This is a genomic window from Rhodoferax ferrireducens (genome assembly GCF_031458075.1).
GTDB classification, from domain to species: domain Bacteria; phylum Pseudomonadota; class Gammaproteobacteria; order Burkholderiales; family Burkholderiaceae_C; genus Rhodoferax_B; species Rhodoferax_B ferrireducens_A.
Map to the genome: position 1 here is coordinate 282,455 of NZ_JAVDXT010000003.1, position 24,720 is coordinate 307,174.

Annotated in this window: 24 protein-coding genes; 7 read left to right on the plus strand and 17 right to left on the minus strand. The window is 66.0% G+C overall.

Annotation, left to right across the window (positions count from 1 at the left end):
- Positions 1–24: 24 nt before the first annotated feature.
- The 5 genes from J2X19_RS16730 to J2X19_RS16750 all read right to left on the minus strand — a co-directional run bounded on the left by J2X19_RS16730 (position 25) and on the right by J2X19_RS16750 (position 3,289).
- Positions 25–468 carry an ABZJ_00895 family protein gene (locus J2X19_RS16730; RefSeq protein WP_310374959.1) on the minus strand — a complete coding sequence of 148 codons (444 nt, stop codon included), beginning with the start codon at positions 466–468 and terminating at the stop codon, positions 25–27.
- Positions 469–542: 74 nt separating this feature from the next.
- Positions 543–1,235 (minus strand): YkgJ family cysteine cluster protein, encoded by a 693-nt coding sequence (locus J2X19_RS16735; RefSeq protein WP_310374961.1) that lies wholly within the window; start codon positions 1,233–1,235, stop codon positions 543–545.
- 29 nt (positions 1,236–1,264) lie between these two features.
- Positions 1,265–1,696, minus strand: a complete 432-nt coding sequence (locus J2X19_RS16740; protein WP_310374963.1) for a GNAT family N-acetyltransferase — start codon at positions 1,694–1,696, stop codon at positions 1,265–1,267.
- 78 nt (positions 1,697–1,774) lie between these two features.
- Positions 1,775–2,212, minus strand: coding sequence for a hypothetical protein (locus J2X19_RS16745; RefSeq protein ID WP_310374965.1), 438 nt, complete (start codon positions 2,210–2,212; stop codon positions 1,775–1,777).
- A gap of 159 nt (positions 2,213–2,371) precedes the next feature.
- On the minus strand, positions 2,372–3,289 hold the full coding sequence (locus tag J2X19_RS16750) for a LysR family transcriptional regulator (RefSeq protein ID WP_310374967.1): 918 nt from the start codon (positions 3,287–3,289) through the stop codon (positions 2,372–2,374).
- A gap of 143 nt (positions 3,290–3,432) precedes the next feature.
- On the opposite strand from J2X19_RS16750, the gene J2X19_RS16755 reads away from it, so the two are divergent.
- From J2X19_RS16755 to J2X19_RS16765, 3 genes are all read left to right on the plus strand, one after another.
- Positions 3,433–4,008 carry a flavodoxin family protein gene (locus J2X19_RS16755; RefSeq protein ID WP_310374969.1) on the plus strand — a complete coding sequence of 192 codons (576 nt, stop codon included), beginning with the start codon at positions 3,433–3,435 and terminating at the stop codon, positions 4,006–4,008.
- A gap of 37 nt (positions 4,009–4,045) precedes the next feature.
- Positions 4,046–4,492, plus strand: coding sequence for an ester cyclase (locus J2X19_RS16760; protein ID WP_310374971.1), 447 nt, complete (start codon positions 4,046–4,048; stop codon positions 4,490–4,492).
- 187 nt (positions 4,493–4,679) lie between these two features.
- Positions 4,680–5,861, plus strand: a complete 1,182-nt coding sequence (locus tag J2X19_RS16765; RefSeq protein WP_310374973.1) for a methyltransferase — start codon at positions 4,680–4,682, stop codon at positions 5,859–5,861.
- A gap of 11 nt (positions 5,862–5,872) precedes the next feature.
- Here the strand turns inward: J2X19_RS16765 and J2X19_RS16770 are convergent, their stop codons facing one another.
- Genes J2X19_RS16770 through J2X19_RS16780 form a run of 3 tightly spaced genes read right to left on the minus strand, consistent with a single transcriptional unit; the run spans position 5,873 to position 7,813 of the window.
- Entirely contained in the window at positions 5,873–6,541 is a 669-nt protein-coding gene (locus J2X19_RS16770; protein ID WP_310374975.1) for an SPOR domain-containing protein, read from the minus strand.
- Positions 6,542–6,545: 4 nt separating this feature from the next.
- Positions 6,546–7,313, minus strand: a complete 768-nt coding sequence (locus J2X19_RS16775) for a biotin--[acetyl-CoA-carboxylase] ligase (protein ID WP_310374977.1) — start codon at positions 7,311–7,313, stop codon at positions 6,546–6,548.
- The gene (locus J2X19_RS16780; RefSeq protein ID WP_116607865.1) at positions 7,310–7,813 is read right to left on the minus strand and encodes an SET domain-containing protein; all 504 of its coding nucleotides are present in this window, start codon (positions 7,811–7,813) and stop codon (positions 7,310–7,312) included. The genes J2X19_RS16775 and J2X19_RS16780 overlap by 4 nt, the downstream gene beginning before the upstream one ends.
- Before the next feature lie 159 nt (positions 7,814–7,972).
- Between J2X19_RS16780 and J2X19_RS16785 the strand changes: the two genes are divergently transcribed.
- Together J2X19_RS16785 and J2X19_RS16790 are read left to right on the plus strand one after the other, a co-directional pair.
- The gene (locus tag J2X19_RS16785; protein WP_310374978.1) at positions 7,973–10,921 is read left to right on the plus strand and encodes a DNA topoisomerase III; all 2,949 of its coding nucleotides are present in this window, start codon (positions 7,973–7,975) and stop codon (positions 10,919–10,921) included.
- Between the two features lie 87 nt (positions 10,922–11,008).
- Positions 11,009–11,578 carry a hypothetical protein gene (locus J2X19_RS16790; RefSeq protein WP_310374979.1) on the plus strand — a complete coding sequence of 190 codons (570 nt, stop codon included), beginning with the start codon at positions 11,009–11,011 and terminating at the stop codon, positions 11,576–11,578.
- A gap of 47 nt (positions 11,579–11,625) precedes the next feature.
- Here J2X19_RS16790 and J2X19_RS16795 read toward each other — a convergent pair whose 3' ends face one another.
- The 8 genes from J2X19_RS16795 to J2X19_RS16830 all read right to left on the minus strand — a co-directional run bounded on the left by J2X19_RS16795 (position 11,626) and on the right by J2X19_RS16830 (position 20,669).
- On the minus strand, positions 11,626–11,982 hold the full coding sequence (locus J2X19_RS16795; protein WP_116607758.1) for a RidA family protein: 357 nt from the start codon (positions 11,980–11,982) through the stop codon (positions 11,626–11,628).
- A 53-nt stretch (positions 11,983–12,035) separates the two neighbouring features.
- On the minus strand, positions 12,036–12,836 hold the full coding sequence (eutC, locus tag J2X19_RS16800) for an ethanolamine ammonia-lyase subunit EutC (RefSeq protein ID WP_310374980.1): 801 nt from the start codon (positions 12,834–12,836) through the stop codon (positions 12,036–12,038).
- Positions 12,833–14,224 (minus strand): ethanolamine ammonia-lyase subunit EutB, encoded by a 1,392-nt coding sequence (locus tag J2X19_RS16805; protein ID WP_116607756.1) that lies wholly within the window; start codon positions 14,222–14,224, stop codon positions 12,833–12,835. Before J2X19_RS16805 ends, eutC begins: the two co-directional genes overlap by 4 nt.
- A gap of 18 nt (positions 14,225–14,242) precedes the next feature.
- Positions 14,243–15,616, minus strand: a complete 1,374-nt coding sequence (gene eat, locus J2X19_RS16810; RefSeq protein ID WP_310374981.1) for an ethanolamine permease — start codon at positions 15,614–15,616, stop codon at positions 14,243–14,245.
- 198 nt (positions 15,617–15,814) lie between these two features.
- Positions 15,815–17,182 (minus strand): aldehyde dehydrogenase family protein, encoded by a 1,368-nt coding sequence (locus J2X19_RS16815; RefSeq protein WP_310374982.1) that lies wholly within the window; start codon positions 17,180–17,182, stop codon positions 15,815–15,817.
- Positions 17,179–17,970 (minus strand): gamma-glutamyl-gamma-aminobutyrate hydrolase family protein, encoded by a 792-nt coding sequence (locus J2X19_RS16820; RefSeq protein ID WP_116607753.1) that lies wholly within the window; start codon positions 17,968–17,970, stop codon positions 17,179–17,181. The genes J2X19_RS16815 and J2X19_RS16820 overlap by 4 nt, the downstream gene beginning before the upstream one ends.
- Positions 17,970–19,103 carry an iron-containing alcohol dehydrogenase gene (locus J2X19_RS16825; RefSeq protein WP_310374983.1) on the minus strand — a complete coding sequence of 378 codons (1,134 nt, stop codon included), beginning with the start codon at positions 19,101–19,103 and terminating at the stop codon, positions 17,970–17,972. The genes J2X19_RS16820 and J2X19_RS16825 overlap by 1 nt, the downstream gene beginning before the upstream one ends.
- Positions 19,104–19,283: 180 nt before the next feature.
- Entirely contained in the window at positions 19,284–20,669 is a 1,386-nt protein-coding gene (locus J2X19_RS16830) for a glutamine synthetase family protein (RefSeq protein WP_310374984.1), read from the minus strand.
- Between the two features lie 347 nt (positions 20,670–21,016).
- Here J2X19_RS16830 and J2X19_RS16835 point away from each other — a divergent pair, with 347 nt between their 5' ends.
- Complete coding sequence (locus tag J2X19_RS16835; protein WP_310374985.1) at positions 21,017–22,495, plus strand: amino acid permease; 1,479 nt, start codon at positions 21,017–21,019, stop codon at positions 22,493–22,495.
- Between the two features lie 36 nt (positions 22,496–22,531).
- A complete protein-coding gene (locus tag J2X19_RS16840; RefSeq protein ID WP_116607750.1) occupies positions 22,532–23,266 on the plus strand; it encodes a phosphonate utilization associated transcriptional regulator in 735 nt (244 codons plus the stop codon).
- Between the two features lie 34 nt (positions 23,267–23,300).
- Here the strand turns inward: J2X19_RS16840 and J2X19_RS16845 are convergent, their stop codons facing one another.
- Complete coding sequence (locus J2X19_RS16845; protein ID WP_310374986.1) at positions 23,301–24,668, minus strand: tetratricopeptide repeat protein; 1,368 nt, start codon at positions 24,666–24,668, stop codon at positions 23,301–23,303.
- Positions 24,669–24,720 lie beyond the last annotated feature (52 nt).

Here is a 24,720-nt window from a genome sequence, read left to right on the forward strand (position 1 = left end):
TTGCACGCCGCTTGGAGCGAAGGGCTAAGCGCCGGCCTTCGCCAACTTTTTGGCCTGCTGCTTGGCAAAAATCTTGCCCGCATAGCCAACCGTAAAGTAGATGCCAATAGCGTGCAGTGCCATCACGAAAGCGACCCCCGTGAGCAACGCCCCGACGGGGAAAGCCCCTGCGGAACCCAGCAGAGGGATGGCAACGGCCAGCTGGATCAGCAAATCGATAGTGACCATGCCCCACACCACCCGTGTCTTTTCGGCCGAGGTGAAGTAGCGGGCATTCTTCTCACCAAACGCCAGGCAGGACCACCACGCCGCGCCTATCAGTACCCCGGCGTTCACACCGGAGTTGGGCTGTACGCCCGCAAGCCCAAACCCCACCAGCACGACCACCACCAAGCCGATGTAGGCAGCCGCAAAACGTATGAAAACGCCCGATATCTTCAAGGTGGATCTCCTGGTGGTGAATGCCATGCGTGCCGCGAAAACCGCGGCACCGACGCGCTGATCTTAGCCACCGCACACATGCGGTCCGGATGCGCCAGCGCCTAGGGCGGGGCCACCTCAAACACTGGCTCGCCCGCTTGCCACCGGCTGAGGGCCGACGGGTCGCGTAGCGCCAGCAGCACGGCTTGTACCAGCTCGTGCGGCTGGGCGTCCAGGCCGCGCTGGCGGTAGGCCGCGGCGGTACCCAGCTGCAGCGCCTCGGCATGCACAGCCAGCTCCAGGCTCTGCGGAATCAGCGCGGCATCGCTGGCACACGCGGCCACATCGCGCGAATGCGCCTTGCGGCAGGCAGCCGGGCGCACCGCGTAGAGGGTGCACAGCTGTTCGGCAAGAAAGGGACAGGCCGGCCGGCGGCTCCAGGGCGCATCCTGTGGGCTGGCGTGCGGGGTCTGCACTGCCAGGTAGGCCTGGAGCCGCGCCAGGGTCTCGGCCTGCTCCAGCAGTGGCCGCGCGGCCAACACACTGGCAATCTGGAAGATCTCGGGCGCCATGGCCTCGACCCGGGCGTGGCAGCAATGGCTGCAACCGGCCGCGCAGTCCAGCTGCACGCCCTGGTCGCGCACGGCAGCCACCACGCTATCCACGCCGCGCTGCAAATGCCGCACAAATGCCACCACTGCCCAGCCGTCGGGTTGCGCCTCCAGCCCGCGCTGCGCCACCTGCTGCACCTGGTCGACGGACTGCAGGAATGCGGCCTGCTCTTCGGGCGTGAGGGCCAGCGAGGGTGGTGTCATGTGTGGCCTGGTCCGTGGAAAAAATGCGGCTAAGCCGAAGGCCGGTGCATCTCCATCAGCCGCCCCGGATTCGCCAGCGCGGTGAAGCCAAACTGCGCGTACAGGCTATGCGCATCCCGCGTGGCCAGCATGAAGCGGCGCAGGCCTTGCAGGTCGGGGTGGGCCAGGATGATGGCCATCAGCCATTTGGACAGGCCCTGGCCGCGGTGGGCTTCAAGGATGTAGACATCGGCCAGATAGGCAAACGTGGTTTTGTCCGTGACAACCCGCGCAAAACCCACCTGCTGGTCGCCATGGAACAGGCCAAAACACAGGGAATTCGCCGCCGCGCGCTCGACCCGTTCGCGCGCGATGCCGGGTGACCAGTAGCTCTGCGCAAGGTAGGCGTGGACCGCAGCCAGGTCCAGCTGCTGGGGGTCGGTGCTGATGCGGTAATCACCGCGTTGGCTGCTGGTGTGCATGCTGAAAATCCTGATGAAATGGGCCGCTAGCGCATGCAGCATCTGCACGAGCCGCTATGCATTCAATAGTAAACCGGGCTAGCCCGTGGCGGTCCAGCGGCAGGCGCCGTCGGCACCGACATCGATGCCGGGGTTTTCCACAAAGCTCGTGCCCAGGCCGCTACGCTTGTGGGTATAGACGAAGCGGTTGATACGCGCGCCCTGGGTTTCCACCTCGTAGCTGCCCAGGGTCTGGCCGCCGACGATCTCCAGCCAGACCGTGGTGAACGCAAACGGCCGGCCGGGTGCGGTTTCCACATGCGATTCGCGCATGCGCACCAGGCTGATGGGCCGGCTGTTGGTGCCGTAGCGCACGAAGCCGCCGCTCCAGCCGCTGGCCTCGTCGCCCACGGTACTGAACTGCAGCAGGATCGGTTTTTTGGCGCCCTCGGCGAACAGGCAGCGGGTAGTGAAAACTCCGGCATCGGCAGCCGGCGCCAGCGCGGCCATCAGCAAGGTCAACAGCAGGAATCGCATGGTCCAAAGTCCCCAGGGTGGCGGAAGGGGCACTATACATTCGACGATACAGCGGAGAAATTCACAAGAAATAGGCTTCTAGCGCATATTCAACCAGCGCGAGAAGCTACCGAAAATGTAGCACCCGCGCGCCACGGCATGGCCATGGAGGCATGCATGCTAGCCGCCCGGCGCCAATGCCCCGAACTTCTCCACGTACAGCTGGCTTACCCAATCGATAAACACCCGCACCCGCGGGGCCAATTGGCGGTGGAAGGGGTAGAGCACCGACACCGGAATCGTTGGGCAGGGCCACTCGGCCAGCACCTGCACCAGACGCCCGTCGCGCAGGTAGGGCTCCATGTGGAACCGCGGCACCTGCACCAGACCGCAGCCGGCCAGTGCCGCGGCGGTGTAACAAGCGGCATCGCTGACAGCGATCCAGCCGGCGGTTTTGAACTCCACCACCTTCCCATCCAACAACAAGGACATCGGGTACGCCGTTTTCTGGCCACGCGCAAAAAATGACACGGCCTGGTGTTGCGCCAGCTCGGTCGGGTGTTGTGGCGCACCGTGCGCGGCTAGGTAGGCCGGGCTGGCGCAGATCAGCTCGGGCATATTGGCCAAGCGCCGCGCCACCAGCGTGGAGTCGCGCGGTTGACCCGCACGCACCACGCAGTCAATGCCCTCGCCGACCAGATCGACTAGCCGGTCGCCGCTGCTCAACACCACGTCGATCAGCGGGTAGCGCTGGCGGAATTCGGCGATGCGTGGCAGCACGATCAGGGTGGCGTGCGAACCGTGCAGGTCCAGCCGCAGTGTGCCGCGCGGGTGCTCGGCGCTGCCGCTGACGGAGGCCTCGGCGTCTTCCAGATCGGCCAGCACGCGCTTGCTGCGCTCATAGAAGGCCCGACCGTCCAGCGTGGGCTTGACCTGGCGGGTGGTGCGCTCCAGCAAGCGGGTGCTCAGGCGGGTTTCCAGCGCCTTAATGGCATGCGTGGCCGTGGCGCGGGGGACGTTGAGCTCACCGGCCGCAGCGGTAAAGCTGCCCATTTCGACGATGCGGATGAAGAGATGCAGGCCCTCGAAGCGGTCCATATTGTTGATTTCAGTTGAATTAAGTTTCCAATTTATCAGGCTTTATTCATTTTTCATCAACCGACATGATCGTCGCCACGGGCAAGGACCACCTCCTGCACAGCCCGTACCCCTCCATCGCAACGCCTACACAGAAAGTTTTTATGCCCCATATCGCTATCGTTTATTTTTCGCAAAATGGCACTACCGCCCTGTTGGCCGAAGCCATCGCGCATGGCGCCACCCAGGCCGGTGCCCAGTCAGAGCTGCTGCGCATCGAGGAGTCGCAGTTCACCGGCAGCCGTTGGAAGGACGACACAGTACTGGACAGGCTGGCCCAGGCCGACGCCATCGTGTTCGGCGCGCCGACTTTCATGGGCGGCGTGGCGGCACCGTTCAAAGCCTTTGCCGACGCAACCAGCCAGGTGTGGTTTCACCGCGGCTGGGTGGGCAAGCTGGCCGGCGGCTTCACCATCAGCGGCAGCGCCAGCGGCGACAAGCTGCACAGCCTGGCCTATTTGTCGATATTTGCCGCTCAGCACGGCATGCTGTGGGCCAACTGGGACGCGATGCCGCGCCAGCCCGACGGCACCAACCGCTTTGGCAACTTCCTCGGCCTGGCGGCACAAAACCCCGCGCCCCCTGGCACCCCGCCCGCGCTGGAGACTGCCGATGCCGTGTCGGCCGACCGCTATGGCCGCTACCTCGCCGCACTCGCCACCCGCTTGGGCACGCGCTGAACCGGCACCACATTTTTCATCCCGGAAAACACCTCCTATGACCACCGCACCTACGCTCCTCACCCCGCTATCCGCCGCCGAAATCCAGGCCATCGAATGGCTATACCGCTCGTTCAGCGATAACAACCCCAACCTGCTGGACCAGGCCGTCACGCCGGATTGGCAGGACGTGCCGCTGGCGCCCGGCCAAGGCCCTGGCCCGCAGGGCCTGAAACCCATCATCCAGGCCTTCAAGACCGCTTTTCCAGGCATGCAGATCGTGATCCACGAGATCACCGGCTCGCGCGGGCGCGCTGCCGTGCGGGCCGAGATCCGCGGCACACACCAGGGTGAATGGTTCGGCATCCCGGCCACCCACAAGGCCGTGAAAATCGCGCTACACGAATTCCACCACCTGCAGGATGGCCGCATCACCCACACCTGGCACTTGGAAGACTGGTTCGGCATGTTCCACCAGATCGGGGCGCTGCCGCCAGCGCTGTAATCCGGGTGGGGTAAGCCCGACGCACAATTTATAGGGAAAAGGCCGTTGGCGCATATTGCATATGCGCCAATAGCTCTCAAAATAATAGCAACAAGTGGTTTGCTCGCTGCGTCAACCAGGCATGCACGCCACAGCCCACACGCCCCGTCTGTTAAAAGACCCGGTTACCCACCGCGCAAAGCCTGCCATGCCGACCACTGAATCCGCCACCCACCCCACCATCCACTGGACCGAGGCCGACCAACCCCAGACCGCCCGCTGGCGCTCCGAGCGCGGCGCGCCCGCGCCCAAGCGCGTGGTGCTGGCCGACGACACCTTGTCGGCCGACACCGCCTACCGCCTGGCCTGCGAGGGCACGGCCCTGCTGTGGCGTGGCGACTTCCACAACGCCCGCCAGTTGCTGCAAGCCATCGCCCGGCGCGTCGACCAGACCCCGGCGCGCAAGCAGCGCAAGGCGCCCAAGGAGGCCGTCGCCCCGGCCGAGGCCTTCCACCTGTACCGCCAGGCCCAGGCCCAGCGCGCGCGGGTACTGAACATGCTGCTGCTGCCCATCAACGCCGACTACACCGTGCCCTTGCGCCGCGCGCCCAATGTGCATGCCGCTTGTTTAGCGGCCTGGGGCCCGGCGAATGCCGCCGAAGGCCCGGCCGTCATCACCCTGCGCGAACTACAAGGCCTGACCAGCACCCACGAATGGCGCCGCAAGGGCCTGGAAATTCCGGCGCTGGGCGAGCCGCCGCTGAACCGCATCCACCCGCACTACGGCGTGTTTTCGCCGGTGCGCGGCGAATACATCGACCTGGTGGCCAAAGCTCCCTTGCCGGTGGCGGGTACGGCGTTCGACATCGGCACCGGCACCGGCGTGCTGGCGGCGGTGCTGGCGCGGCGTGGTGTGGCCCAGATCGTGGCCACCGATACCGACCCGCGGGCCCTGGCCTGCGCCCGGGACAACCTGGCGCAACTGGGCGTGGCCAAGCAGGTACAGGTGGTGCAGACCGACCTGTTCCCCGAAGGCCAGGCCACGCTGATCGTGTGCAACCCGCCCTGGCTGCCGGCCCGGCCGGGCTCGCCGATCGAACACGCGGTGTACGACGAGAACAGCAGCATGCTGCTGGGCTTTCTGGCCGGGCTGAAGGCGCATCTGGCTCCGGGCGGCGAGGGCTGGCTGGTGTTGTCGGACTTTGCCGAACACCTGGGCCTGCGCAGCCGCGAAGAGCTGCTGGCGGCCTTCGAACGCAACGGGCTGCAGGTGCTGGGCCGGCTGGACGCCAAGCCGCTGCACCCCAAGGCAACAGATGCCACCGCCGCCCTGCATGCGGCGCGGGCGGCCGAAGTCACCTCGCTGTGGCGACTGGCCGCAGCGGCCTAAAACTTAGCGGTTCAGCAGGCGCGCAGCGGCCGGCCCGCCAGCGCCGGCTTCAGGCCGTCCAGCTGGGTCTTGATGGCTGCGTCCACCGCCGGCAGGCGCAGCTGCACGCCGCGCACTTCAGGGTGCTCGAGCACCACCCGGGCGGTGCGCACGCCGCGCTGGGTCAGGTCGCCCAGCGATTTGTTGGCGGCGGCTTCGCTGTCGAAGCCGCCCAGCGACAAACCGGGCTCCAGCGCCTTGGGCGGGGCCTCGTATTTGACGCGCAGGCCGCGCAGCTCGGCTTTCTTGCGGTCCACCCAGTCGGCATTCGGGTAACGGCCCATGTAGACGATCCAACGGCCGGGCTCGACAGCCTCGTCCAGGGTCCAGGAGCCGGCCGGCAAAACGGCCAGCGACTGGGCCAGCGCCGCACCGCGGGCCGCGTCAAACGGGCCGGCAGTCAGGCATTCGGTGGTCTCGGCGGCGGCAACGGCCGCGCTGGCGACCGGCGTGGGGGCCGGGGCGGCAGCCGCGCTGTTCGGCGGCAGCACTTCCACCATCTCGGGGTGGATCTGCTGCAGCAGGCGCTGCGGCTCGGATTCCACCGTGGGCGCCAGGCCGTAGGCGGCCAGCAGGCCTTGCGACCAGGCGTAGTACAGGCCATTGGCCAGCAGCAAAAACAGGATGACGGCGCGCAGCATGTGGCTAGACCGCCGGGGTGGAAGTGGCGGCCGGGCGCACGCTGACTTCGGCACTGGTCACGGTTTGCAGGCCGTTCGGCGTCTGCAGCAGCAAACCACCCTGGGCATCGACGCCGCGCGCCATGCCCACCGTGCCATTGCTCAGGTTCACCGCCCGGTCGCGCAGCAGATCGCGCTGGTCGAACTGCGCCTGGAACGGCGCAAAGCCGCCGATTTCAAAAGCCTTGAGCGCCTGCACCAGCGGCGCGGCGATGCGCAGCAAGGCCTGGCCCGCGTCCACGTCCGGCAGCACTTCCTGCAGCCAGGCCGGCGCGGTGGACAGGCCATCGCCCGCGCGGGGTGCGATGTTGATGCCGATGCCGACCACCGCCACCCGCTGATCGCCCGTACTGGCGGTTTCGATCAGGATGCCGGCCAGCTTGCGGCCTTGCAGCCACACGTCGTTCGGCCATTTGAGCTGCAGATCGGCATGCAGGCTGTCCACCACGCTGACGCCCACGGCCAGCGACAGGCCCGACCAGTCGGCCGGCGCCAGCGGCAGGGCCAGCGAAAAGGTCAGCGAATCACCGACCTGGCTATGCCAGTCGCGCCCCAGGCGGCCACGGCCGGCGGTCTGCTGCTCGGCCACCAGCAGGGTCGGCTCGCACTGGCCGGCGCGGATGCGGCGCATCAGCTCGCTGTTGCTGGAGTCGATCTGCGGCAGCACCTCGACCGTGAAGTCGGGCAGCAGCGGATACACCGCCTCCCAGATGGATTCGGCGGGCCAGATCATTTGCGCAATTTGCTGATACGGCGTTTGGGGGCCAGCAGGGTGCCGCGGCAACTGGGCGCACCGCACCAGCACGGGTATTCGGCCTTCAGCTTGGGGGTGTAGCGCTCTTCCAGCATCAGGCCGTAGTCGTAGTTCAGCTCTTCGCCGGCCGCGATGTCCTGCAAAGCCACGATGAAAATGCGGCCATCCTGTTCGTCGGTTTCGCAATTCGGCTCGCAGGCATGGTTGATCCAGCGCGAGGCATTGCCGCCGTAGTTGGCGTCGATGACCCGGTCTTCGTCCACATGGAAGTAAAAGGTGTGGTTGGGCTGGCTGGGGTCGTGCGGGTGCCGGTCCTGGGCTTCCTGCCAGGAAATGATCTCGCCCACGTATTCGGCCACGACCTCGCCAGCGGCGATGTCCTGCAGCGCGAACACGCCTTTGCCATGGACGCCGGAGCGCCGAACCTGGATGCGTCGCCCGCTATTTCTAGCGGCTTTAACGGGGGTTTTGGAAGTCACGGGCAAAACTCTGTTAACTTAAATAAGGTGCTCAAGTGTGCGCAATTGCCTTGGTGCAGGCGCAAACCGGCAAATAGGGATTGTAGAAGTGGCCCCGGCTCCAGAAGGAGCAAGGCCTGGCAAAGCCCTCCACAGAATTCAAAAATTAGCGAAAAAACTATGACAAAAACCTTGGTGATTGCAGAAAAACCCTCGGTGGCGCAAGACATCGTGCGCGCACTCACGCCGACGGCAGGCAAATTCGAGAAGCACGACGAGTATTTCGAGAGCGAAAAATACGTGGTCACCAGCGCGGTCGGCCATTTGGTGGAAATCCAGGCGCCAGAGGAATTCGACGTCAAGCGCGGCAAGTGGAGTTTTGCCCATCTTCCCGTCATTCCACCGTATTTCGACCTAAAACCCGTCGATAAAACCAAAACCCGCCTGAACGCCGTGGTCAAGCAGGCCAAGCGCAAGGACGTGACCGACATCATCAACGCCTGCGATGCGGGCCGCGAAGGTGAGCTGATCTTCCGCCTGATCGAGCAGTACGCTGGCGGCTCCAAGCCCCTGGCCAAGCCGGTGCGCCGGCTCTGGCTGCAGTCGATGACGCCGCAGGCGATCCGCGACGGCTTCAACGCGCTGCGCTCCGAAGCCCAGATGCAAGGTCTGGCCGATGCGGCGCGCTCCCGTTCCGAAGCCGACTGGCTGGTCGGCATCAACGGCACCCGCGCCATGACAGCCTTCAATTCGCGCGACGGTGGCTTCTTCCTGACCACCGTGGGCCGGGTGCAAACCCCCACGCTGTCGGTGGTGGTGGAACGCGAAGAAAAAATCCGTAAGTTCGTCAGCCGCGACTACTGGGAAGTGCATGGCAGCTTCGACGCCGAAGCCGGCAACTACCCGGGTAAATGGTTCAACCCCGACTGGAAGAAGCCGCCCCCCGGCCCGGACGGCCAGCCCGACGCCGAGCAGCGCGCCGACCGCGTCTGGAACGCAGCCGAGGCGCAAGCGATTGCCAACGCCGCCCGCGGCAAGCCCGCCACGGTGACGGAAGAAAGCAAGCCCACCACGCAGGCCTCGCCCGCCCTGTTCGACCTGACCTCGCTGCAACGCGAGGCCAATAGCCGCTTCGGCTTCAGCGCCAAGACGACGCTGGCCCTGGCCCAAAGCCTGTACGAACGCCACAAGGCCCTGACCTACCCGCGTACCGATTCGCGTGCCCTGCCCGAAGACTACCTGCCGGTGGTCAAGGAAACCATGGGCATGCTGGCCAATAGCGGCATGAAGCACCTGGCGCCGTTTGCCAAACAGGCGGTAGACGGCAACTACGTGAAGCCCACCAAGCGCGTGTTCGACAACAGCAAGGTCAGCGATCACTTTGCGATCATCCCCACGCTGCAAGCCCCCAGCGGCCTGAGCGAAGCCGAGCAGCGTCTCTACGACTTCGTGGTGCGCCGCTTCATGTCGGTGTTCTTCCCCAGCGCCGAATACCAGGTCACCACCCGCATCAGCACGGTGGCGACCGAGGGCAAGAAGTACGCGTTCCGCAGCGACGGCAAGGTGCTGGTCAAGCCGGGCTGGCTGGCCATCTACGGCAAGGAAGCCGTCAACGACGACGATGAAAAAGATGGCAAGAACCTGGTGCTGGTGAAGCCCGGCGAAGTAGTGCAGACCGCCTCGGCCGACCCCAAGGCGCTGAAGACCCGGCCACCGGCCCGCTACTCCGAAGCCACACTGCTGGGCGCCATGGAAGGTGCGGGCAAGACGATTGACGACGACGAGCTGCGCGAAGCCATGCAGGAGAAGGGCCTGGGCACGCCAGCCACCCGCTCCAGCATCATCGAAGGCTTGATCGCCGAAAAATACATGCTGCGCGAAGGCCGCGAGCTGATCCCCACGGCCAAGGCCTTCCAGTTGATGACGCTCTTACGCGGCCTGGACGTGGAAGAGCTGTGCCACGCCGAGCTCACCGGCGAGTGGGAATACAAGCTGTCGCAAATGGAGCGCGGTCAGATCAGCCGCGCCAGCTTCATGGCCGAAATCGCCGCCATGACCGAGCGCCTGGTCAAGAAGGCCAAGGAATACGACCGCGACACCATCCCTGGCGACTACGCCACCTTGTCCACGCCCTGCCCGAACTGCGGCGGCATCGTGAAAGAAAACTACCGCCGCTACACCTGCACCGGCGCCGACGGCCACAGCGATGGCTGCGGCTTCTCGTTCGGCAAATCGCCGGCCGGCCGCACGTTTGAGCAGGCCGAGGTCGAACAATTCATGCGCGACCGCCGCATCGGCCCGCTGGACGGCTTCCGCTCCAAGGCCGGCTGGCCGTTCACCGCCGAGATGACCATCAAGTTCGACGAAGAAACCAAGAACTACAAGCTGGAATTCGACTTCGGCGACGACAAGAAGGCCGAGGAAACCGGCGAGCTGGTCGACTTTGGCGATGCTCCATCGCTGGGCAACTGCCCCAAATGCGGCAGCCCGGTGCACGAATACGGCGCCAACTTCGTCTGCGAAAAAACCGTGCCGACCCTGGCCCACCCAACCCCCAGCTGCGACTTCAAGAGCGGCAAGATCATCCTGCAGCAGCCGGTGGAAAACGCCCAGATGGCCAAGCTGCTGGCCACCGGCAAGACCGATCTGCTGGACAAGTTCGTCTCCATGCGCACGCGCCGCAACTTCAAGGCCTTCCTGGCCTGGGACGCGGAAGCCGGCAAGGTGAACTTCGAGTTCGCGCCCAGCAAGTTCCCGCCACGGCCCGGTGCCGCCGCAAAATCCACGGCAGCCAAGTCGGCCGCGGCGAAAAAAGCCGCACCGGCCAAGAAGGCAGCGCCCGCTAAAAAGGCCGCCGCCAAGAAAACTGCCGCGGCCAAAACACCGCGCAAGACTGCCAGCACGGGCGGCCTGACCCCCAGCCCGGCGCTGGCCGCGGTGGTTGGCAGCGAGGCCGCGTCGCGCCCACAGATGGTCAAGAAGATGTGGGACTACATCAAGGCCAACAACCTGCAGGACGCCACCAACAAGCGCAACATCAACGCCGACGCCTTGCTGGCACCGGTGTTTGGCAAACCGCAGGTGACGATGTTCGAGCTGACCGGCCTGATCGGCAAACACCTGGCCTGAGCGGCCCGGCTGCAGGGGTCGGCCCGCTTCCGTCTGGCGCGCGCCAAGCGCATAGTGGTGGGCTCGCCACCACCGCCAGGAGGAGCCATGCCTTCGACCATCCGTCTGCCGCGCCTGTGCACAAGCCTAGCCGCCTGCACGGTGACGGCCACCCAGGCCCAGCCCAGCGCCTGGACACCACCCACGGCTTGGCTGCTGTACGGCGTGCCGCTGCTGGCGCTGGTGGGTGCGGTCATCGCGATCTGGATCATCCGCTCGGCACTGCTGCAGGCGCCCAATTGGTCGCTGGCCGATGCCTTGTCCGAGCCCACCGATCTGCCGGTCTATACCGAAACCACCGATGCCGCGGGCCATATGACCCGCAGCCTGCAGTTGGGTGCCGACGGCCAACCCCTGCTGGCGCCGCAGATGCGTGCCAGCAGCAGCCGCGTGATTGCGCTGATGGGCATGGTGGCGATTCTGTTCTTGTTCATCGGCTTCGGCGCGCTGGCCTTGTTCGGCCTGGGCAGCACCGGCCAGGTGCCGGCGCAGATGGACCGCGTGGTCAACTTCCTGGTGGCCGGCATGACGCTGTTTGCGCCCTACGTGGTGAACAAATTCAGCGCGCTGTTCCAGGGCCTGGCCGGCCGCAAATACGCCGCGCTATCTAAAACATAGCTGCCAGCGCAGGTGTTATATGCGCTGGCGGCCTATTTTTTATAAATTCAGGACTTCAGCGCAGCCGTCACCATGATCTCGACCTTGATCTCGGGGCGGGCCAGGCGGGCTTCTACCGTGGCGCGGGCCGGGCCGATGCCGGCCGTACCCAGCCAGGCGTCCCAGACTGCGTTCATGGCGGCAAAGTCGGCCATCGCGGCCAGGTAGATGGTGGCGGTGAGGATGCGCGACTTGTCGCTGCCGGCCTGGGCCAGCACGCTATCGATCTGGTCCAGCACGCTCTGGGTTTGCGCGGCGATCGGCAGGCTGTTGTCTTCCGGCACCTGGCCGGCCAGGTAGGCCACGCCGTTGTGGATGGTGGCGTCGCAGAGTCGGTTGCCGGGGTTGATGCGTTGGATGGTCATGGCTTGGGCTTTCTTGAACAGGGGTGGAAATAAAACCCCTGATCGTAGCGCGCTCAGGGCAGCAGAAAGTTGCGCATCGCGCCGCTGCCGGGCTCCAGCGCATCCACGGTTTCGTCCTTCAGGTCCACGCCCGACAGCTGGCGCCGGCGCGACTCGCGCAGCAGCATGTGCAGCTTGTAGGCCGCATCGAAGTAAGACAGGCCTTCGGGCCGCACGTTCGAGATGCAGTTGCGCGCCGCATCGGTCAGGCCGACCCGCGGCCCCCAGGTCAGGTACAGGCCCATGCTGTCGGGTGCGCTCAGGCCTGGGCGCTCACCGACCAGCACCACCACGGCCTTGGCGCCCAGCAGCTGGCCGACCTCGTCGCCCACCGCCACCCGGCCCTGGGTGACGATGGTGGTCGGGGCCAACGACCAGTCTTCGGTGCCCAGGCGCTGCAGCAGGGCGTGGATGAAGGGCGCGGCGTTCTGGGCTATCGCCAGCGCCGACAGGCCATCCACCACCACCAGCGCCAGATCGAAGGGCACGACCGGCAGATAGCGCTCGGCCAGCTTGCCGTGCGATACGGCGTCGAGCCGGCGGCCCAGGTCGGGACGCTGCAGATAGGTGCTGCGGTCCGGCGCGGCGCTGGCCAGCTGCAGGGCATCGGGGTGGCCGGGCAGCACCGCGCCCAGGTCCTGAGCCAGCTGCGCGGTGTCCAGCGGCAAGTGCACGGCATCGCGGGCCCGCGCATGGGCCAGCTGGAAGTCGAGCTGCGGCTTGGTCGGCAGGCTGATGCCGGTGCGGCCCAGGGCGATGCGCGCGGCGGTCAGGCTGCGCAAGGCCTGCCAGGGGTTGGAGATCACATTCATCATGTCAGGGCCAGTAAAGCGTGGGCAAAGGGCTCGGGCATGGCGCTGCCCAGTTGGGCCATGCCATCGCTTTCGAAGATCTGCATGCGCTGCAACCAGGCCTCGAACTCGGGCGCGGGGCGCAGACCCAGCAGGCGGCGCACATACAGCGCGTCGTGAAACGAGGTGGTCTGGTAGTTCAGCATGATGTCGTCCGAGCCGGGGATGCCCATCACAAAGCTGCAGCCGGCCGCGCCCAGCAGAGTCAGCAGCACGTCCATGTCGTTCTGGTCGGCCTCGGCGTGGTTGGTGTAGCAGACGTCGCAGCCCATGGGCAGACCCAGCAGCTTGGCGCAGAAATGGTCTTCCAGGCCGGCGCGGATGATCTGCTTGCCGTCGAACAGGTATTCAGGCCCGATGAAGCCGACCACGGTGTTCACCAGCAGCGGCTGGAAGGCGCGGGCCACGGCGTAGGCGCGGGCCTCGCAGGTCTGCTGGTCCATGCCATGGTGGGCGTTGGCCGACAGCGCGCTGCCCTGGCCGGTCTCGAAGTACATCACGTTGTCGCCCACCGTGCCGCGGTTCAGCGACAGGGCGGCGCTGCGCGACTCGGCCAGCAAGGCCAGGTTGATGCCGAAGCTGCGGTTGGCTGCCTCGGTGCCGGCAATCGACTGGAACACCAGGTCCACCGGCGCGCCGCGCTCGATGGCCTGGATGGTGTTGGTGACGTGGGTCAGCACGCAGCTTTGGGTGGGGATCTCGTAGCGCTGGATGATGGCGTCCAGCATGGTGACGATCTTCACCACCTGGGGCACGTTGTCGGTGGCCGGGTTGATGCCGATCACCGCGTCGCCGCTGCCGTAGAGCAGGCCGTCGAGCACGCTGGCGGCGATGCCGCTGGTGTCGTCGGTCGGGTGGTTGGGCTGCAGCCGGGTCGACAGGCGCTGCTCCAGGCCGATGGTGTTGCGGAAGGCGGTAATGACCCGGCACTTCTTGGCCACCAGGATCAGATCCTGGTTGCGCATGATCTTGCTGACGGCCGCCGCCATCTCCGGCGTGATGCCTGGCGAGACCGCGGCCAGGGTGGCGCTGTCCACCGGGTCGCTGAGCAGCCAGTTGCGGAAGTCGCCCACCGTCAGATGCTTGATGGGGGCGAAGGCCGCCGCCTGGTGGCTGTCGATGATCAGGCGGGTGACTTCGTCGCTCTCGTAGGGCACGACCGGCTGCTGCAGAAAAGTGGCCAGCGGCAGATCGGCCAGCGCCATTTGCGCGGCCACGCGCTCCTGCGCATTGCCGGCGGCCACGCCGGCCAGCAGGTCGCCGGAGCGCAAGGGCGTGGCTTTGGCCAGCAGCTCGCGCAGATCGCGGAAGCGGTAGGTGTGGGCACCCACCGTATGGGCAAACTGGGGCATGCGGGCCTTTGCAGTGGTTTAGGCAGCGACGCCGGGCAGCGCGGCCTGGCGCTGGCCCTTGGTCAACAAAAAGTAGACCAGGCCGACCGCCAGGAAGCCCACGAACAGGCCAAACACCAGCGGGTTGAAGTAGATCATGGTGACCATGCAGACGCATGCGCCCAGCAAGGCAAACGCCGGCAGGATGGGGTAGAACGGCGCCCGGAACGGCCGCACCATGTTCGGCTCGGTGCGGCGCAGCTTGAACAGGCTGAGCATGCTGATGATGTACATCAGGATGGCGCCGAACACCGACATGGTGACGATGTTGGCGGTCAGGGTCTGGCCGCCGATCTTGATCAACTCGTCGCTGAAGATGGCCGCAATGCCGATCACACCGCCGGCCAGGATCGCCCGGTGCGGGGTGTTGAAGCGCGGGTGGATCTTGGCGAAATACGAGGGCAGATAGGCCTCGCGCGCCAGCGCAAAAATCTGCCGCGAATAGCCGAGGATGATGCCGTGGAACGAGGCGATCAGGCCGAACAGGCCGAGCCAGACCAGCATGTGCAGCCAGTTGCTGTTTTCACCGACGATCAGCTTCATGGCCTGGGGCAGCGGGTCGTTGATATTCGCCAACTTGGTCCAGTCGCCGGCGCCGCCGGCAAACACCATCACGCCCACGGCCAGCAGCACCAGGGTCAGGATGCCGGCGATGTAGGCGATGGGAATCGAGCGTTTCGGGTCCTTGGCTTCTTCGGCGGCCATGGCCACGCCTTCAATCGCCAGGAAGAACCAGATGGCAAACGGAATCGCCGCAAACATGCCGGGAATGGCGGCCATGCTGAAGCCGTCGGCGCCCGACCAGCCGCCCTTGGTGAAGTTGGCCAGCGAGAAGCCGGGCGAGACCACGCCCATGAACACCAGCAGCTCGAAGATGGCCAGCAAGGTGACGGCCAGCTCGAAGGTGGCGGCAATCTGCACGCCCACGATGTTCAGCGTCATGAACACCAGGTAGGCGCCAACGGCGGCCACCTTGGGGTCGAGCGCGGGGAATTGCACGTTCAGGTAGGCACCGATCGCCAGCGCAATCGCCGGCGGGGCAAACACGAACTCGATCAGCGTCGCCGCCCCGGCGAAATAGCCGCCTATGGGGCCGAACGCGCGCTTGCTATAGGCAAACGGGCCGCCCGCATGCGGGATCGAGGTGGTCAGCTCGGTAAAGCTGAAGATGAAGCAGGTGTACATCGCGGCGATGAACAGCGAGGTGACGGTAAAGCCCAGCGTGCCCGCCGAGGCCCAGCCGAAGCTCCAGCCAAAGTATTCGCCGGAGATCACCAAGCCGACGGCGATGCCCCATAGCTGGACGGTGCCCAGGGTTTGCTGCAGCGCGGGTGATTTAGAGGGAGTGGCCATACGGGTTCCTTGCACTGGGTTGGTGTTTGCGCAAAGGAAACCTCTACCCCCTGTGGTGCATAGGCCTTTGCGCCACAGGGGTATTGCAACTTTGATGCCACTATCAGAATTCTGTCGCGGCGGCGACAGTGCTACTTTATTTGTAGCTGCCTGCGCTTATCTTGTCTGCGCAAACGTGGGTTTTATCCCTGAACGCCATCACGCCTGGCGCAGATGCCAGGCTTTGGGCCGGGTAAAGGTCTGGATGCCGTAGGTCGACAGGGTCAGGCCCATGCCCGAATCGCCGTAGCCGCTCCAGGGCAGGCGCGGGCTCACGCGGTCGCAGCAGTTCCAGTAGACGCTGCCGGCGCGCACCTGGGCCAGCACGGCGCGGGCGCGGGCTTCATCGGGGCTGAACACGCCGGCGGTCAGGCCGTAGCGGGTGTCGTTCATCAAGGCCACGGCTTCGGCGTCGCTGGCCACCTTCTGGATGCCGATGACGGGGCCAAAGCTTTCCTCGACCATCAGGTCCATGGTGTGGTCTACGCCGGTGAACACCGTGGGCGCATAGCTGTTGCCGGGCAGGCGCTGGCCGCCGGTCAGCAGGGTTGCGCCCTTGGCGATGGCGTCAGCCACCTGGGCGTCCAGCACGTCCAGCTGGGCGCTGCGGGTCAGGGCGCCGATGTAGGTGGCGTCATCCATCGGGTCGCCCACCCGGAAGCCGCGCACCGTGTCCAAGAAGGCTGCCACAAAGGCGTCAAAGATCTTCTCGTGCACGTAGATGCGTTCCACCGAGCAGCAGCTCTGGCCGGTGTTGTACATGGCGCCGTCGGCCAGCGAGGCGGCGGCGATGGCCGGGTCGGCGTCCTCGCACACATAGGTCGGGTCCTTGCCGCCCAGCTCCAGCTGCAGCTTGACCATGCGCGGCCCCAGGGTCTGGGCGATTTTGGCACCGGTGGCATACGAGCCGGTAAAGAACAGGCCGTCGATGCGCTGCGCCTGCAAGGCCGTGCCCACGCCCGCGCCGCCCACGCAGAGCACGAACACATCCAGCGGCACGCCGGCCGCATGCAGCAGGCGGGCGATTGCCAGGCCGGTCAGCGTGGCGTATTCCGAGGGCTTGTAGAGCACGGTATTGCCGGTCAGCAGCGCCGGGATGATGACGTTGCAGCCCACGAACCAGGGGTAGTTCCAGGCCGAGATATTCGCCACCACGCCCAGCGGCAGGTGCTCGATCTGCTCGGTCATGCCGCCTTCATGGAACACGGTCTGGGTGGCAGTGCTGGCGTCGACCTCGGCCAGAAAGAAGTCGATGCGGCCCAGCAGGCCGTTCAGCTCATTGCGCGACATGCTGATGGGCTTGCCGGTCTCGGCCGTCATGGTAGCGGCCAGGGCCTGCAGCTCGGCCACCACGGCGGCGCGGAAGCGAACGATGCAGTCCTTACGGTGCGCCAGAGGCAGCGCCGCCCAGGCCGGCTGCGCGCTGCGGGCAGCCAGGGCTTTGGCCGCGATGGAGGCCGCGTCGTCGCAGGGCAGCTCGCGGATCAGCGTGCCGGTGGCGGGGTTGTGGATGGCGAGGGTTTTCATAGCGTGCGGAGTTGATCCTTGGCCGCCTGGGCGGCTTGCAGAAAGTCGGTGAGCAGTGGCGTGTCGTCCAGGGTGCCAAGCGCGGGCTGGTGGAATTCGGGGTGCCACTGCACGGCCGCCACGTAGGCGGGGCCAGTGCCGCGGATGGCTTCGACCATGCCGTCCTCGGGGCAGCGCGCCTCGACCACGAAACCCGGCGCCAGGTCCTTGATGCCCTGGTGGTGGATACTATTGATTTTGTAGCTGCTAGCGCCCGCCAATAGTGCGCCAAGCCGGGTTTTCTCTACGATTTCCAGCTGGTGGAAGTGCTGGTCGTAGGTGTCGGCGTCGCGGTGCAGCACGGCCTCGGGGCGCTGGGTAGCGATGTCCTGGTACAGCGTGCCGCCAAACGCCACATTGATCAGCTGCAACCCCCGGCACACGCCGAACACCGGCTTGCCGGCCGCCACAAAGGCATGCACCAGCGCCTGCTCGTAGCCGTCGCGGATACGGTCGCCGCTCCAGCGCTCCTGCAGCGGGGTTTCGCCATAGCTGCCGGGCCAGACATCGGCGCCGCCGTGCAGCACCAGGCCGTCCAGCCACTGTGCGTAGTCGTCGAAATGCACCTCGCCGCGCGCGGTATCGCCCACCGGCGAGGGCACCATCACCGGCAGTGCACCGCCCGACATGATCCAGTGCGCCATCGACTGCTCGACGTACTGCAAGGTCTTCTTGGCAAACGCTGCACGCGCCGGGTCGGGGTGCAGAAAGCAGGCGCTGATACCGATCTTCAAACGGTCTTTCACCATCACAAAGCTGCCTTGAAAAGATTCTCGAAGTCCTCCGCCGTGCAGGGACGCGGGTTGGTCTGGTGGCACATATCGGCGGTGGCGATTTCCACCAGGCGCGGCAGGTGTTCGGAATGCACGCCGTGGTCGGCCAGCCGGCCGCTGATGCCAATGTCCTGCTTGAGCTCGCGCAGCCAGGGCACAAAGGCCTTACCCCCGCCCTCCAGCTTGCACACATGGGCCAGTTCGTCGAACTTGTGCGGCACGGCCACCTGGTTCCAGACCAGCACGGTGTCGATCATCAGCGCGTTGGCCAGGCCGTGGTGCAGATCGCAGACCGCGCCCAGCGCGTGGGCGCAGGAATGCACCGCGCCCAGGTCTTTCTGAAAGGCGATGGCACCCATCATCGAGGCCATCATCATGTCGGATCTGGCCTGCAGATTGCTGGGCTCGTGCACCGCGGTGCGCAGCGCAGCGGCGGCGATGCGCACGCCCTCCAGCGCAATGCCGTCGCACAGCGGGTGGTAGGCGGGCGAGAGGTAGCTTTCAATGTTGTGGGTCAGCGCGTCCATGCCGGTGGCGGCCGTCACGTGGGCAGGCAGACCCAGGGTCAGCTCGGGGTCGGCAAACACGGTCTTGGCCAAAATGTGGGCGCTGAAGACCACACGCTTGAGGTGCGTGTCGTTCTCGCTGACCACGCTGGAGCGGCCGACTTCCGAGCCGGTGCCCGAGGTGGTCGGCACAGCCACGAAATACGGCAGGGGTTGGCTGATGGGCCGCACCTGCGGGTGGTCCCACACGTATTCCAGGATGTCGCCAGGGTGCGTGGCCGGGATGCCGACCACCTTGGCCACGTCCAGCGCCGCGCCGCCGCCAAAGCCGATCACGCAGTCGGCGTTGTGTGCCTTGAACGCCTCGGCGCCTTCCATCACCTGGCTGCAGGTCGGGTTGCCGTGCACGCCGCTGTACACGGCCACCACCAGGCCGTTCAAATGGCTGACGAACTCGGCCATCACCGGCAGGGCGGCCAAGGCCCGGTCGGTGACGATCAGCGGGCGCTGCAAGCCCTGGTCTATCAGATGCTGGGCGACGAGCTTGCGCGCGCCGGCGCCGAACTTGATCGGTGTGGGGAAGGCGAAGGATTGGACGGTCATGGTGTAAAAAATCAGAGTGGATTTCAGTCGTAATAGCCTTTAGCACCCCTTAGCAGGCAACCAACCTTGCTGGCGGGCACCCCATTCCAGAACACCGCGGAACCGGCTTTGCCGGGCCGCTGGTGTTGCCCCCTGCAAGGGGGTTGGCGAAAGACGCGAAGCGCTGCAGCCTGGGGGTGTTCATATGATCTCGAAGTAGCGTTTCATTTCCCAGTCGGTCACGGCATCCAGCCACTGGCGCCATTCCCATTCGCGGGTGGCGGCGAAGTGGTCGACAAAAGTATCGCCCAACCAGTCGCGCGCAACCGCAGATTTTTGAAACAGCCGGGTGGTTTCGATCAGGGTGCGCGGGGCGCGGGCGATATGCTCGGCGCCGCCATTGGTGCCGGTGATCGGCGGGGTGCTGAGCTTCAAGCCTTTTTCCACCCCGTCGAGACCGGCGGCGATGACGGCGGCCATAGCCAGGTAGGGGTTGACGTCGGCGCCCGGACAGCGGGTTTCCAGCCGCGTGGCCTTGGGGCTGCCGGCAATCACACGGAAGCTGGCGGTGCGGTTGTCCACGCCCCAGGTGGGCTTGACCGGCGCCCAGCAGCCGTCGACCAGGCGCTTGTAGCTGTTGATGGTGGGCCAGATCATCGGGCCGAAGTCGACCATGCAGGCCAGCTGGCCGGCCAGGTAGCTTTCGAACAGCTTGCTCATCTTGCGCGGGTTCTTGGCATCGAAGAACAGGTTGTTCTTACCGTCGCTCAGGCTTTGGTGGATATGCCCGCTGCAGCCCGGCAGCTGCTGGTGCGGCTTGGCCATAAAGCTGGGCATGATGCCGAAGCGCGCACCGATCTCCTTGGCCCCGGTCTTGAACAGCACCGCCCGGTCGGCCTGGGCCAGGGCCTCGCTGAAGCCGATGGCCACCTCGAACACGCCCGGCCCGGTCTCGGTGTGCAGGCCTTCGATGGGCACGCCGAAATCGCGCATCTCGTCCATCAAGGCGTTGAAGAACGGCCGGTTCTGGTTCATGCGCAGCAGCGAATAGCCGAACATGCCCGGGGTCAGCGGGGTCGCGCCCACGCCCTTCTTCTCAGCCCAGCTGTGCGGGGTTTCCAGGAAGTTGTACCACTCGAATTCCATGCCGGTCATCACCTGCAAGCCCATTTTCTCGGCCCGCTGGAGCACACGCTTCAGCGTCTGGCGCGGGCACAGCGGGTGCGGCGTGCCATCGGCCAGCACGAATTCGCCCAGGAAGAACGGCACCTGGCTGTCCCAGGGCACATGGCGCGCCGTACCCAGGTCGAGCCGGGCCAGCGCATCGGGGAAGCCGTGCTGCCAGCCGGTGACGCTGGTGTTGTCGTAGCAGGTGTCGGTCATGTCCCAGCCCAGCACCACGTCGCAGAAGCCGAAGCCGCCCGCCGGGTAGGGCTCGGCCGCGCCCAGGAACTTGTCGATGTGCAGGTACTTGCCGCGCAGCACGCCGTCGATGTCGGTCACCGCGACCTTGACCTTGGCGGCGCCGGATTTCTGCAGCGCAGCCAGCGCAGGATGGTGGGAAACGGATTTGGAGTTGGATGCCATCTTGTCTCTTGTGGTTGTAAGCCAAGGGCAGGCACATGGCACTGCATGCGGGCCTACCCGGCTTTGTGGTCTTGTGTCGAGGCCGTTCTATTGAAACGCGTGTGCCGATGGATGTCAATCGGGGAATGCAGATTGTTAACAATCTGCATTTTTTCTTGCGCTGCGCGAGCTTCGCGGTTACACCGTGCAGCGGCGGTGCGCATGTGCACGCCGACCTTGGCGGTCGGCGCAGAGCGCAGCAAGGCACCGCCGGAACATCCGGGCATGCGCGGCACACCCTGCCGCCCGATGGGCTTGGATGGTCAGACACATACGCACTTCAACCCCTTATTCGGGAGCTACATCTGATGAATATTCCAACCGCCAAGGTGGCCGAGCTGAGTGACGACGCACGCGTCTTGCAGGGCATGGGTTACACCCAGGAACTGTCGCGCAGCATGAAGCCGTTCTCCAATTTCGCGATCTCGTTTTCCATCATCTGCATCCTGTCCGGCGGCATCAACTCGCTGTCGCAGGGCATCTCGGGCGTCGGTGGTGCAGCCATTGGCATCGGCTGGCTGATCGGCAGCGCGATCAGTTTTGTGTTTGCGCTGGGCATGGCGCAGATCGGCTCGGCCTATCCCACGGCCGGGGGCTTGTACCACTGGAGCTCCATCCTGGGCGGGCGCGGCTGGGGTTGGCTGACCGCCTGGCTGAACCTGCTGGGCCTGGTCACCGTGCTGGGTGCGATCAACGTGGGCACCTTCTACTTTTTCATCGGCGCCTTTGGCCCGGCGCTGGGCTGGGAGCCCACGTTTACCACGCAAGCCAGCTTTGTGATCGGCATCACCGCGCTGCAGGCGCTGGCCAACCATGTGGGTATCAAACTCACCGCCTTCCTGACCGACATCAGCGGCTACCTGATCTTTGCCACCGCGATTGCACTGACGATTGCGCTGCTGGCCTTTGCGCCCAGCTACGACTTCGCCCGGCTTATCACCTTCAAAAACTACAGCGGGCCGGCCGGCGGCGACGTCTGGCCCGCGACCGACAGCCTGTGGATGCTTTTCGGCCTGGGCTTGCTGCTGCCGATCTACACCATCACCGGCTTTGACGCATCGGCCCATACCGCCGAGGAGACCGTGGGCGCCTCGCGCGCCGTGCCCAAGGGCATCGTCACCTCGGTGCTGTATTCGTCGCTGTTCGGCTACCTGATGCTGTGCGCATTTGTCATCGCCATTCCCGACATGGACAAGGCCGCGGCCAGCGGCGGCAATGTGTTTTTTGCGACGATGGAAGCCGTGCTACCGATGCCGCTGAAGACCGCTTTGTACGTGGCCATCACCGCGTCGCAGTTTCTGTGCGGGCTGGCCACGGTGACCTCGGCCTCGCGGATGATTTTTGCCTTTGCCCGCGACGGCGGCCTGCCGGCGTCCAGCGCACTGAAGCGGGTGCACAGCACGCTGCGCTCGCCGGTGGCGGCGATCTGGACCGCGGCCAGCATTGCGGTGCTGTTTACGCTATACACCCCGGCCTACACCACCATCGTGTCGGTGACGGTGATCTTCATCTTCATCTCATACGGGCTGCCAGTGGCACTCGGTGGCATCGCCTACGGCCGCAGTTGGACCCAGATGGGCCCCTGGGACATGGGACCGGCGTACCGGCTGGTAGCGCTGCTGGTGGTGGCCAGCGTGGCGCTGATTCTGTTCCTGGGCGTGCAGCCGCCGAACGACGCGGCGCTGAAGATCACGATGGTGTTTCTGGCGCTGACAGCGGTGGTCTGGTTCGGCTTCGAACGCCGCCGTTTCAAGGGCCCGCCGGTCACCAGCCTGGGCCGGCGCTAGGGCGAAACCGCCGCAATCTGTGATCCAATTCGGGCCATGCAAGCCGCCGCTCCCCACCAGACCATTGCCCTGCTGCAAAGCAGCTCGCTGACCAGTGTGGTGCAGCAAGAGATCGAGCGCGCCATCCTGGCCGGTGAATACAGCCCCGGCACCAAGCTGATCGAGGCCACGCTGGCGCTGAAACTCGGCGTCTCGCGCGGCCCGGTGCGCGAGGCCTTTCGCATGCTCGAAGAAGGCGGCCTGGTGCGGGTGGAAAAGAACCGCGGCGTGTTTGTGCGCGACATCCACACCGACGAGGCGGTAGAGATCTTTGACCTGCGCGCCCAACTAGACGAGCTGGTAGGCCGCCAGCTGGCACTGCGCATCACGCCGGCCGAGCTGAAGGAAATCAAGGCCATGGTCACCGCCATGGAGCGCAAGGTGAAGTCCAAGGATGCCTACAACTACCACCTGCTGAACCTGCAGTTCCACGACCGGCTGGTAGAGCTGGCCGGCAACCGCAAGCTCACCGAGATTTACCGCAAGCTGATCAAGGAACTGTCGCTGTTCCGCCGGCTGAACCTGGCCGATGGCTGGCTGATGCCTATCACCGCCAGCGAACACCGCCCCATCGTCGACGCCATCGCCTCCCGCGACCCCGAAGCCGCCGGCCGCGCGATGTTCGACCACGCCATGGAGAGCAAGGCCCGCACTGTCACCCACGACCTGAGCCGCGCCGCCACGGAGGCAGAGACCGCGCCGGTGCCCAAGCGCCGCAAAGGCGCAGCCTGAATCTCGCCGGACCCAAGGCCCGCTAAAGCCTGGGTCAGGCGTCCTCGGCCACCCGCGCTTGCAGGGCTGCGGCCAACAGGGGAATGACCGTATCCCAGCCCCCCCCAGCCGGTTGGCGGAACAGCCGCAGCACACCCGGGTACCAGGGCGAGTCGCTGCGCGCGGTCAGCCAGCGCCAATCGGGCAGGTAGTCGGGCAGCAGCAGCCATACCGGTTTGCCCAGGGCGCCGGCCAGGTGGGCCACGGCGGTGTCCACCGTGATCAGCAGGTCCAGCTGGTCCAGAATGGCGGCGGTGTCGGCAAAGTCGCGGATCTGCGGGCCCAGCGCGGTACCCAGCCAAGGGGCGGATTCGCCTTCTCCCGCGCCTTTTTGCAAGCTGATGAAGCACACCCCCGCCACCCCGGCCAGGGGCTGCAGCGTGGCCAGGCTGGGCAGCGAGCGCTCGGCATCGTTTTCAAACTTCGGGTTGCCCTTCCACACCAGGCCGACACGCAGGCCGGCCGTCGGTAGCCGGGGCGCCCATTCGGCGCGCAGCGCTGGTTCGGCGCGCAGATAGGGCAGCGCGGCCGGAATGCTGTCCAGCCGCGTCTGGCAGTAGTAGGGCAGGCTCAGCAGCGGGGTCCAGTAGTCCCAACGCCCGGTGGGCAGCTCTTCGTCGAAGCCCAGCAGCGCATCCACGCCGGGCAGCGTCGCCAGCAGGCGCTTCAGCGGCGGGTGGCACAGCAGGGTGATGTGGCCGGCGCCGCGCGCCTTCAGCTCGGCCGCATAGCGGCCAAACTGCAGCATGTCGCCATGCCCGGCCTCGTAGCCGATCAGCACCGACTGGCCGGCCAGCGGCTCGCCCTGCCAGCGCGGGCAATCCATGTGCGCGGCCAGGGCCGCATACCAGTCGCGCGACTCGAAGTGCGCCCAGCCTTCCTCCAGCCGGCCCTGGCGCAGCAACAGGTAGGCCAGGTTGAAGCGGGTCTTGGCGTGCTGGGGGTCCAGCGCCAGGGCTTCGAGGCAGCAGTCTTCGGATTCCTGCTCCAGGCCCATGCGCGCATACACCACGGCCAGGTTGCACCAGGTGTCGGGGTCGTCGCGGCGCAGCCGCAGCGCCTGGGCGCAGGCCACCTCGGCATCGTCCAGCTGGCGCTGCAGGATCAGCACGCCGGCCAGGTTGAGGTAGGTGGGCGCCAGCGTGGGGTTGTGGGCGATGGACTGGCGGTAGCTGGCCACCGCCTGGTCGAGCGCACCCCGCGCCTCCAGCGCCAGGCCCAGGTTGGCATGGGCTTCGGCCAGGGTCGGCGCCAGCACCAGCGCCTGGCGCAGGCTGGCCTCGGCACCCGCGGCATCGCCGGCCGCCAGGCGCCGCGTGCCGTCGAAGAACAGCGCCTCGGCGCTGGAAGCTGTGTCTGCCATCGGGTAAAACTCCTCTGTCGCCCATGGTACGCGGTGCCGCTTCAATCCTAAA